Source organism: Rheinheimera sp., from assembly GCF_020217005.1.
In the GTDB taxonomy this organism is placed as follows: Bacteria; Pseudomonadota; Gammaproteobacteria; order Enterobacterales; family Alteromonadaceae; genus Pararheinheimera.
On record NZ_JAIWOI010000183.1, the window covers coordinates 1 to 10,000 of the forward strand.

The 10,000-nt window shown below is 48.9% G+C and carries 10 protein-coding genes; 6 read left to right on the forward strand and 4 right to left on the reverse strand.

The features are described 5' to 3' along the window. Together LDL40_RS08880 and LDL40_RS08885 are read right to left on the reverse strand one after the other, a co-directional pair. A partial coding sequence (locus LDL40_RS08880; protein ID WP_300994934.1) for a GAF domain-containing protein occupies positions 1-513 on the reverse strand: 513 nt, incomplete at its 3' end. Between the two features lie 60 nt (positions 514-573). After that, positions 574-939, reverse strand: a complete 366-nt coding sequence (locus LDL40_RS08885; RefSeq protein ID WP_300994935.1) for a DUF3703 domain-containing protein — start codon at positions 937-939, stop codon at positions 574-576. 288 nt (positions 940-1,227) lie between these two features. Here LDL40_RS08885 and LDL40_RS08890 point away from each other — a divergent pair, with 288 nt between their 5' ends. The 5 genes from LDL40_RS08890 to LDL40_RS08910 all read left to right on the forward strand — a co-directional run bounded on the left by LDL40_RS08890 (position 1,228) and on the right by LDL40_RS08910 (position 6,928). Beyond that, a complete protein-coding gene (locus LDL40_RS08890; protein ID WP_300994937.1) occupies positions 1,228-1,506 on the forward strand; it encodes a hypothetical protein in 279 nt (92 codons plus the stop codon). 83 nt (positions 1,507-1,589) lie between these two features. After that, the gene (locus tag LDL40_RS08895; RefSeq protein WP_300994939.1) at positions 1,590-1,994 is read left to right on the forward strand and encodes a hypothetical protein; all 405 of its coding nucleotides are present in this window, start codon (positions 1,590-1,592) and stop codon (positions 1,992-1,994) included. After that, complete coding sequence (locus LDL40_RS08900; RefSeq protein ID WP_300994940.1) at positions 1,978-3,366, forward strand: TolC family protein; 1,389 nt, start codon at positions 1,978-1,980, stop codon at positions 3,364-3,366. Before LDL40_RS08895 ends, LDL40_RS08900 begins: the two co-directional genes overlap by 17 nt. Positions 3,367-3,378: 12 nt before the next feature. Then, positions 3,379-4,767, forward strand: a complete 1,389-nt coding sequence (locus LDL40_RS08905; RefSeq protein WP_300994941.1) for a multicopper oxidase family protein — start codon at positions 3,379-3,381, stop codon at positions 4,765-4,767. A gap of 400 nt (positions 4,768-5,167) precedes the next feature. Beyond that, entirely contained in the window at positions 5,168-6,928 is a 1,761-nt protein-coding gene (locus LDL40_RS08910) for a S8 family peptidase (protein WP_300994942.1), read from the forward strand. A gap of 64 nt (positions 6,929-6,992) precedes the next feature. On the opposite strand, the gene cueR is transcribed toward LDL40_RS08910, so the two are convergent. Together cueR and LDL40_RS08920 are read right to left on the reverse strand one after the other, a co-directional pair. After that, positions 6,993-7,394: a Cu(I)-responsive transcriptional regulator gene (gene cueR, locus LDL40_RS08915; RefSeq protein ID WP_300994944.1), complete on the reverse strand. Its 402-nt coding sequence runs from the start codon at positions 7,392-7,394 to the stop codon at positions 6,993-6,995. Position 7,395: 1 nt separating this feature from the next. Next, on the reverse strand, positions 7,396-9,573 hold the full coding sequence (locus tag LDL40_RS08920; protein WP_300994946.1) for a cation-translocating P-type ATPase: 2,178 nt from the start codon (positions 9,571-9,573) through the stop codon (positions 7,396-7,398). A 165-nt stretch (positions 9,574-9,738) separates the two neighbouring features. On the opposite strand from LDL40_RS08920, the gene LDL40_RS08925 reads away from it, so the two are divergent. After that, on the forward strand, positions 9,739-9,939 hold the full coding sequence (locus tag LDL40_RS08925; RefSeq protein ID WP_300994948.1) for a heavy-metal-associated domain-containing protein: 201 nt from the start codon (positions 9,739-9,741) through the stop codon (positions 9,937-9,939). The last annotated feature ends 61 nt before the right edge of the window (positions 9,940-10,000 follow it).

Consider the following 10,000-nt stretch of genomic DNA (forward strand, 5'->3'; position numbering starts at 1 on the left):
CAGCTTATGTTCGGTTTGTAGTTTTTGTTTGTGCTCATTCAGCCTGTCCATCACCATTTGCGCCAGTTTGCGCAGCAGAGTTTTGTCGTGCTCTGTCATTTTTCGTGGCACAGAGTCGATTACACACAAGGTACCTAAGGCAAATCCCTGCTCATTGATCAGTGGACAACCGGCATAAAAACGAATATTTGGAATAGTGCACACCAGCGGATTGTCGGCAAAACGTTCGTCTTTTGAGGCGTCTTCGACAATAAAAACATCAGATTGCAAAATAGCATGGGCACAAAAGGCCAGTTTACGGTCCGTCTGACAAACCTCGAGCCCTTGTTTACTTTTAAACCATTGCCGCTGCTCGTCAATCAGCGACACTAAAGCAATAGGCACCTGAAACACTGAGCTGGCTAAAGAAGTAACCAGATCAAAAGTACTGTCCGGTTCAGTATCCAGGATCTGTAACTTCAGCAGCGCTTTTAATCTATCCTGCTCATTGTCGGGAACTGAAGCAACTTGCATAGATGCACTCCTTGGCGGGCGACTCGTTCGTTAGCTAAAACATACCACAGAATTTTGCAGTCAGCCTTGAGGATCCTGCTGTTTTGTTCCGGCTAACAAAGCCTGTAAATCATCAGGCACGGGCTTAGCCTCTAACACCGGATAACGGCTGGAACCAGGATTTCCGACTGGGAGGCGACCGGTTAAATGCCCAATAGGAGTAAGCAATAAACGCAAAACCTGGCCACGAATTTCGGCCCCATCTGACTGGTCAACAGCGAGTTTTAACATCAGCCAATGGCTATGCAGGTGCAGCATAAACTGCTGTTGTCCCAAAATATGCGCTCGCTCTAAATGCGACCAGGCGCTTGACCATTGTTGCTGGCGTCGGGCTTTTAGCGCCTGTTTTACTTCGGCATAAAATGCCTGCTCTGCAGTGCATGTCATTGGACACAGTTCCTGTCTCTGTAGTGATAGTTACAATGACCCGCCCGGGTTACTCCGTCAAGACTTTGTATTTTTGCCAGAGGCTGTATTGACCTTGAGTTTTTCGAGGCTTTGTATTAGGGTACAGCCACTGATGTATCTGGCAGACTTCGAAACGGCATGAACAGAAATCGCGGACAAATTTCCCGCCTGACATTACTGATGCTTATCGGCCTACTCCTGTTTAAGGGAGTGGCAGCTGCCGCTATGTTATGTTGTGGTCCGGATCATTCAAGCAAGCACTCTCAAATGCCAGAACATCAGATGATGACAGAACACAGCCATCACCACATGTCTGAGTATTCTGACCATCAACTTGCCGTCAATGATTCCGGTAACCTCGTTATGGATGATCACGAATTGTCCTGTCCCGGCTGTGCTGTCAGCTGTGCCGCGGCAGTATTGATGATGAATCCATCAGACTGTATCGCTGTCCCGCCACAAACTGAGCGGATCATCAGCTTTAATTCTTTAGTTTTACCTCTGACTCTCTCTGGTCTGGAACGACCGCCCCGTTTATTCAGCTGAACATGGTAGTTGCACCACAACAGCTACGTTGAATGCTGTATCTGTGGTGTGTTTTTCAGCTTTATTAAACAGGTTATGATTTTATGCAGCAGTTTATTTATCTGGCGCTCTTCTGTGCCACCCTATTGTTTTCCGCTTCGGCGTTCGCCAACGCTACAGAAGAGGCAACAGTTCAGCCTCTTAGTACTGTAACTTTGCAAAAAAACACCACAGACTGGAAACAAGCCAACCAAAAAGTTGCAGAATTGGGTGGCTGGCAATACTACGCCACTGAAGCCGGTGGCCATCAGGATATGGACCATTCCAAACATTCGATGCCGATGGATCACTCCAAACATTCCGAAGCTATGGACCACTCCAAACATTCGATGCCGATGGATCACTCCAAGCATTCCGGGCCAATGGACCATTCCAAACATTCCGAGCCAATGGATCATTCAAAGCACAAGAAGGTAAAAACAGGAGATGAAGATGAACATCATCACTAAGTTTTGTCCGCTGCTGGCAGCGCTATTACTGAGTGCCTGTGCCGTCACCACAACACCAGAGCAGCCTGAAGTGTTAGCGCAAACGGCTGCAGCGATGCAGGTTCAGTTGTCCGCCACAGATCCTGCGGTAAGAACAGAAGCAGAGCAGGAAATAGCCCGGCTGCTGGCTGAACCTTTAACCGCAGAGCACGTCAGCCGTGTTGCGGTATTAAACAATCCGGATTTTCTGGCAGCATTGGCCTCTGTGGCCATCAGCAAGGCAGATTTAATTCAGGCGGGCTTGTTACCTAACCCAGGGTTAAGAGTGATCAGAAGCCGAGGAGAAGAAGGCTACAACACTGAGCTCGATTTTTCGCTGAATCTGTTTAAGTTGATTTTTTTAAGCCGGGACAAAGCCATTGCTGCGCAGCAAGCACAGCAACAACAGCAACAAGTCGCTTTGCAATTAATTAATGTGCTGACACAAAGCCGCAGCGCTTTTATTGAAGCCGTTACAGCACAGCAGCGTTATGACTATTTGCTTACAGTGCAGGAAGCTATAGATGCGTCGGCTGAATTGGCTAATCGTATGTATCAGGTTGGCAATTACAGCGAACTACAACAAGCCCGTCAGCTGAAATTTGCGGCGCAAATCCGGCTGCAACTGGCACAAGCGAAACAACAACAGCAACAAAGCCGTGAGCAGCTTTACCTGCAGCTTGGTGTAGCGCCGCAAACCGCTTTGCAATTGCCTGCTTATCTGCCTGCAATTCCTGAAACTTTGCCACTACAGCAAGATATGGAGCAACTGGCTCTGGCACAGCGGCTGGATCTGCAACAAGCCAAAGCCCGCTTAAGCCAATTGGAACTGCAATTAGGCCTTGAGAAAAACAGCCGTTTTATCCGTGGTTTATCTGCTGAAATTGCCGGATCAATGCAACATAGCGAAGAACGCGAAGTAGCCCTGGGCTTTGAGTTGCCCTTATTCGACTCAGGCTCTGCCCGCATCAGCAAAGCCCAGGCTCAATACCAGCAGGCCTGGTGGCAAGCCAAAGCTTTGGAACAAAAAGCCCGCACAGAAGTACGCCAGGCTCTGATTTCACACCAAAGCGCCTATCAAATTGCCCGCCACTATCAGGACCAGTTAGTGCCACTAACGCAAAAAATTAATCAGCAAAACGTGCTGCGTTACAACGGCATGTTAATTGGCGTATTTGAACTGATAGCGGATACCCAGGCTCAGGTCGAAACAGTGACTGGACAAATGAATGCACAGCGCGATTTTTACCTAACAGAACTGCAGCTGCAACAAAGCTTATGGGGCAGTCCAACAGTACAGCCTGCTGCTGAAATTGAAACCGCAAACAACACAGCTGCTGCAGCTGGTCATTAACAGGAGAATGTGATGCTAACCCGTCGTGATTTATTAAAAAAAGTCGGTGCTATTACAGCTGCTGTAGGTGTAGCCGCAGTCAGCAGAAGCTCAATGGCCGCTTTGCCTGAACCTGTGATCCAGCAATCTGCTGACACTATGGACCCCTTGGTTCCCACTACTGGCCGGCCTTATAACCCTGTGGTTACATTAAACGGCTGGACTTTACCCTGGCGAATGAACAATGGCGTAAAGGAATTCCATTTAGTGGCAGAACCTGTAGTGCGTGAACTGGCCCCCGGTATGAAGGCGCATTTGTGGGGCTATAACGGTCAGTCACCAGGCCCTACTATTGAAGTGGTGGAAGGCGACAGAGTGCGGATTTTTGTCACCAATAAGTTGCCTGAACATACCTCAGTGCACTGGCATGGCCAGCGTTTACCTAATGGCATGGACGGAGTCTCAGGTTTAAATCAGCGCGCCATCCAGCCTGGTAAAACCTTTATGTATGAGTTTATCGCCCGCCGTCCCGGCACTTTTATGTACCATCCTCATGCTGATGAAATGGTGCAGATGGCGATGGGCATGATGGGCATGTGGATCACCCATCCAAAAGATGCGCATCCTCATATTGACGAAGTAGACCGTGATTTCTGTTTCCTGCTCAATGCCTATGATATTGAACCGGGCAGTGCGACACCAAAAATTATGACCATGACCGACTTTAACCTCTGGACCTGGAACAGTCGCGTCTTCCCTGGCATAGATCCGCTAGTGGTGCGCAAAAATGACAAAGTGCGGATCCGGGTCGGTAATCTGACGATGACCAACCATCCTATTCATATCCATGGCCATGAGTTTACAGTCACTGGCACAGACGGTGGTCCTGTGCCCACTTCTGCGCGCTGGCCGGAAGTCACCACAGATGTGGCTGTAGGGCAGATGCGCCAGATTGAATTACTGGCCGACGAAGAAGGTGACTGGGCTTTCCATTGCCATAAATCGCACCATACGATGAATGCGATGGGCCATGATGTACCGACCATGATTGGTGTGGATCACAGTGGTTTGATGCAAAAAATCAATAAACTGGTGCCGGATTATATGGTAATGGGCGAACGCGGCATGGCGGATATGACCGAAATGCAAATGCCTTTGCCAGCCAATACACTGCCGATGATGTCGGGTGATGGGCCTTTTGGCTCTGTCGAAATGGGTGGCATGTTCAGCATCTTTAAAGTGCGTAAGGACCAGGCGCCTGGTGATTACAAAGACCCGGGCTGGTATCAGCATCCTGCCGGCACTGTGGCACAAGAATGGACAGGTGAAATTCCGCAAGCAAACCGAGCAGCGGTTGAGAACACAGGCAATACAGGCGCTGAACTTAAAGTCCGCAAACCTTCAGGCCACCAGCACCACTAATTCTTTAACTATGGGCTAGTGATGCCCTCGCCTTTGTCAGTGCAACCTGCTCCATACAGGTTGCACTTTTTTCATTTCCACCAGTATCCAGTCGCACCCAAACAAGACTAAACAAAATAATTTTCGCTTGTTTATACTTTTTTGGAATAGAAACCAAATTAAAACAAATAATAAACACACGTAACCAAATGTAATAAAACTCTGTTAATTCGCCGCCCTCAGCAGGCAATCTGCCGCAAATTCACAAGAAAAGAAAACTTAAATTAACGGAAACATCCAAATACGATAAATTCATAACCATTTACATTAACAAATTATTGACCAATCATCTTAACGCTCGTCCGAAATTTAACCATTTAAGGAACGGGAAATCCAGATAACAATAATTTGAGAGAATAAAATGCAACCTAAACACTTTAAGCTTAATAAAATAGCCTTGTTCACTCTTCCGGTACTGAGTTTACTCAGTAGTACTGTGATGGCACAGGAACAAGCCAATGCACCTGTCACCCGTTTTATTGTGGAGTACGGAACCACTGCGCCAAGTTCATTGCGCACGCCTGAACCTCTGCTCTCTGCAGCCGCTTTAAAAGAACGCACTGTGTTTCTGCAACAACATGTGGCCCAGGACCTGTCGGCTTTAGCTGGAGCCCCTTTATCTTACGTTCGCGTAAGTTCAGCGGTTAAAGGACGGCATATAGTTAAAGCAGATCGTAAACTCTCGGCCAAAGAAACCGAAGAAATGCGAAAAAATCTGGCCAAAGACCCCAATGTGTCTTTAGTAGAAGAAGATAGATTATTAACCATAGCTGCGACCCCCAACGACACTCAGTACAGCAACCAGTGGCACTATTTTGAATCCACTGGCGGTTTAAGGGCAAATACGGCCTGGGATAATGCTACTGGTGCCGGAGTAGTAGTTGCGGTGCTGGATACAGGCTACCGGCCACATGCCGACCTGAATGCGAATATCCTGCCGGGCTATGACATGATCTCCGACAGCTTTGTCGGCAATGATGGTAACGGCCGTGACAACAATGCTCAGGATCCGGGTGACTGGATTTTGGCCAATGAATGTGGTGGCACGCACGCAGCTCAGGATTCTTCCTGGCACGGTACCCACGTAGCTGGCACGGTAGCTGCCGTCACGAATAATGCTTCAGGTGTGGCTGGTGTAGCTTATGGTGCCAAAGTAGTACCTGTGCGTGTTTTAGGTAAGTGTGGTGGTTATACCTCGGATATTGCAGACGGTATCATCTGGGCTTCTGGTGGCACAGTGTCTGGTGTTCCGGCTAATGCCAATCCGGCTAAAGTAATCAATATGAGTTTAGGAGGCTCTGGCGCTTGTGACTCGACCACTCAGGCTGCTATTAATATTGCCCGTGCCAACGGTACTGTCGTTGTGATCGCCTCAGGTAACGATAATGCCAATGCCAACAATTTTAACCCGGGTAACTGTGCTGGTGTGGTCAACGTGGCATCAACAAACCGCAGCGGTGGCCGGGCTTATTACTCTAACTACGGTACCTCTATCGATGTCGCAGCGCCTGGTGGTGCTATGAACTCAGCCAATGATCCAAACGGTATTTTATCGACCTACAACACTGGTACTACAACACCTGGATCTGACAGTTATGGCTACAGCCAGGGCACCTCAATGGCCGCCCCGCATGTGGCTGGTGTTGCTGCCTTAATAGCCCAGAAAAAACCAACGGCTACACCGGACGAAATTGAAACTATCCTGAAAACCACTACCCGCTCTTTCCCTGCCAGTTGCAACAATTGCGGCACTGGTATTGTTGATGCGGCGGCGGCTGTGGCAGCAGCGTCTGGTAGCAGTGGTGGCGGCGGTGGTACAGGCGCCACGGCAACAGTGAACAACATCAGTGTAGCCCGCAACAGTTGGAAACATTACACCCTGGCAGTGCCTGCAGGTATGAGTGTGCTAACAGTCTCTATGTCTGGTGGCACAGGGGATGGTGATTTGTACGTACGTCGTGGCGCGCAGCCAACGACCTCAAGTTATGATTGCCGTCCATACCTGACAGGGAACAACGAAAGTTGTACCTTTAACAACCCAGTTGCAGCCACTTACTATATCAGTATTCGTGGTTATTCAGCTGTTTCTGGTTTGAGCTTAACTACCTCTTACCAGCCTTAATCTCCGGTCTTTTTCGTTGCAGATCCCGGCATGTGCCGGGATCTTTTTCATAGCTGTTCTTAGTTTATTTTTGCAGACCATCTAAAATAGCACATTGGGGTTGATCATCTGCGCAGCAACTATCAGCCAATTGCTGCAATATCTGTTGCATTTGCTGCAATTCAGCGACTTTTTCCTTAATTTCATCCAGATGTTGTTCTGCCAGTTGTTTCACCTCTTTACTGCTGCGCTGTGGGTCACGCCACAAATCCAGCAAGGAACTGACTTGAGCGATTGAGAAACCTAAGGCTCGGGCTTGCCTGATAAAATTCAGTTGCTGCAACTGTTGGCTATTGTACAACCTGTACCCCGCTTCTGTTCTGTTGGCTTTATGCAGCAGACCTGCTTCCTCATAATGACGAATCATCTTGGCGGACAGTCCGGTCTGTTTGGCCGCCTGGCCAATAGTCACTAAAGTAGCCATCATTTTACTCCTGTGCCTTCCAGCGCTGTAACAACAGAGCATTACTAATCACGAATAAACTGCTACAGGCCATAGCTGCACCTGCAATCACCGGATTGAGATAACCTAAAGCGGCTAGCGGTATGCCTATGGCATTAAAGATAAAAGCCCAAAACAGGTTCTGCTGAATTTTGCGATAGCTCAGTCTGGCAATCTGCAAGGCCGCACTGACCAATGAAGGTTTACTGCGCATCAGAGTCATGGCAGAGGCGCTCACCGCAACTTCAGTGCCGCTGGCCATAGCTATGCCTAAATTTGCCTGAGCTAAAGCTGGCGCGTCATTTATGCCATCACCGACCATAGCCACCTGATAGCCTTGTTGTTGCCAGCTGGCAATAGCAGCGGCTTTTTCACCGGGCAGCACTTCAGCTTTCCAGTCGGTTAACCCCAATTGCTGCGCTATTAATGCCGCACTCTCTTTGCTGTCGCCCGTTAGCATAGCCACAGCTATAGCTTGTTGTTTTAACAAAGCCACGGCTTGTACCGCATCAGCTTTTAGCTCATCGGTAAAACAAAACAGCGCCAACAACTGATAACTCTCGTCTGCTTGTTGCTCCGCCAGCCAGGACACTGAAGCGCCACTGGTTTTAATTTGCCCGAGCGGCAAGTCTAGCCCCAACTGCTGCATCCAATGGCTACTACCGAGCACCAGACTACGACCTTGCACTTTGCCTTGTACGCCTTTGCCTGCGACCACGCGGAACTCTGTGGCTGCAACTGTTTCCACCTGATGCGCTGCGGCATAAGTCAGTAAAGCTTTGGCCAGCGGATGCTCACTGTTTTGTTGCAACGAGGCAGCCCATTGCAGCGTATCAGCTTCATCAGTAAAACGACTGACTTGCTGCAGCACGGCTTTGCCCTGGGTTAAAGTACCGGTTTTATCAAACACCACCAGGTTCACCGCCTTCGCCTGCTCTAAGGCAATAGCATCTTTAATCAGAATTCCTGAACGCGCAGCAGAACCTGTTCCAGCCATAATAGCAGCAGGTGTGGCCAGACCCAGAGCACAAGGACAGGCAATCACCAATACCGCGACCGCATTGAGAATACCTGTCACCCAATCTTCAGCCAGCAGCCCCCACCCCAGCAGGGTCGCCAGAGCGATCAGTAAAACCACCGGCACAAAAATAGCGCTGATTTTATCTACTAAAGCCTGGACAGGCGCTTTCGCCCCTTGTGCCTGTTCCACAAGTTGAATAATGCGGGACAAGGTCGATTCAGCTCCTACAGCGCTGGCTCTGATCTGCAATACACCATCCAGATTGACTGAGCCTCCTGTCACTTTATCTGCCAGTGTTTTACTGACCGGCACAGACTCGCCGCTGATCAGGGCTTCATCTACATGGCTTTGGCCTTGCTCAACCACAGCATCCACCGCAATGCGTTCGCCTGGCTTTACCAGCACCAGGTCCCCTTGTTGCACAGCTTCCGCTTTTACTTCAAGCCAAAGCCCGTTTTGCCACAAAGTCGCGACTGCGGGTTTTAAATTCTCCAATGCCCTTAAAGCATCTGTAGTACGTTTTTTTGCTTTGTGTTCCAGATACTTACCCAACAGTACCAGACTTAATACTGCACTGCTGCTTTCAAAATACAAATGAGGCGCACCATGCCCTGCATGCTGTGCAGCAAAAGCCCACCACAGATACAAGGACAAACCATAAGCTGCACTGGTACCAATGGCCACCAGCAAATCCATATTGCCACTGCCTGCTTTAAGTGCAGCCCAGCCCGCTTTGTAAAAACGCGCGCCAAAATAGAACTGCACCGGAGTAGCCAACAACCATTGCCAGAAGGATGGCAACATCCAATCCAGCCCAAACAGCATGCCAATCATTGGCAGAATTAAAGGCAAAGTAAGCACTATGCTGGCGACAACAGGCCACCATTGCTGCTGATAAAAAGCAGGCTGAACAACGTCAACTACCGGCTTTTCCAACGGCAGACTGGCCTGATAGCCCGCCTTCTCCACAGCAGCCATCAATACCTCTGGCGACAGAGCAAGGCCGCTAATCGCTGCGGTTTCAGTGGCCAGATTGACGTTGACTTGCTCTACACCTGTCACTTTAGCTAAAGCTTTTTCTATACGCCCCACACAGGAAGCACAGCTCATTCCGCTGATATTCAATTGGATCTGTTCAGACATACCATGACTCCAGTCAAAAAAGGGGAATACCCCGATAGCGTCAAAGCTAAAGCTTGCCCTTAGGGTAAGGTCAACTAAAAAGTTCAGCACTAACACTTGACCTTAACACAGCGGAAGCGTTCATCATGTTCGCAAGCTAACTCAACAGTAAAAAGGAAAGATAGTATGAAAGTACAACTAAAAGTCACAGGCATGAGCTGTAACCACTGCATCAGCATGGTGAATAAAGCAGTTGCACAGTTGCAGGCTGATGCCAAAGTGACAGTAGATTTAGCGCAGCAGCAGGTAGATGTTGAAAGCGATTTGGCAGCAGAGGATATTATTGCAGCGCTGGATGAAGCCGGTTACCCGGCTACAGAGCTATAACTTTGTAGTTGCTTTGGTTTAGTAAAACTCAGCTACAAAAGGGCAAAGCAGCCAAAGCAGA

Bases quoted from the DNA above. Each gene is read 5' to 3' on its own strand.
- LDL40_RS08905 (WP_300994941.1), top strand. From the start codon at position 3,379: ATGCTAACCCGTCGTGATTTATTAAAAAAAGTCGGTGCTATTACAGCT.
- LDL40_RS08925 (WP_300994948.1), top strand. From the start codon at position 9,739: ATGAAAGTACAACTAAAAGTCACAGGCATGAGCTGTAACCACTGCATC.
- LDL40_RS08920 (WP_300994946.1), bottom strand. From the start codon at position 9,573: ATGTCTGAACAGATCCAATTGAATATCAGCGGAATGAGCTGTGCTTCC.
- cueR (WP_300994944.1), bottom strand. From the start codon at position 7,394: ATGATGGCTACTTTAGTGACTATTGGCCAGGCGGCCAAACAGACCGGA.
- LDL40_RS08895 (WP_300994939.1), top strand. From the start codon at position 1,590: ATGCAGCAGTTTATTTATCTGGCGCTCTTCTGTGCCACCCTATTGTTT.
- LDL40_RS08900 (WP_300994940.1), top strand. From the start codon at position 1,978: ATGAACATCATCACTAAGTTTTGTCCGCTGCTGGCAGCGCTATTACTG.
- LDL40_RS08910 (WP_300994942.1), top strand. From the start codon at position 5,168: ATGCAACCTAAACACTTTAAGCTTAATAAAATAGCCTTGTTCACTCTT.
- LDL40_RS08885 (WP_300994935.1), bottom strand. From the start codon at position 939: ATGACATGCACTGCAGAGCAGGCATTTTATGCCGAAGTAAAACAGGCG.
- LDL40_RS08890 (WP_300994937.1), top strand. From the start codon at position 1,228: ATGCCAGAACATCAGATGATGACAGAACACAGCCATCACCACATGTCT.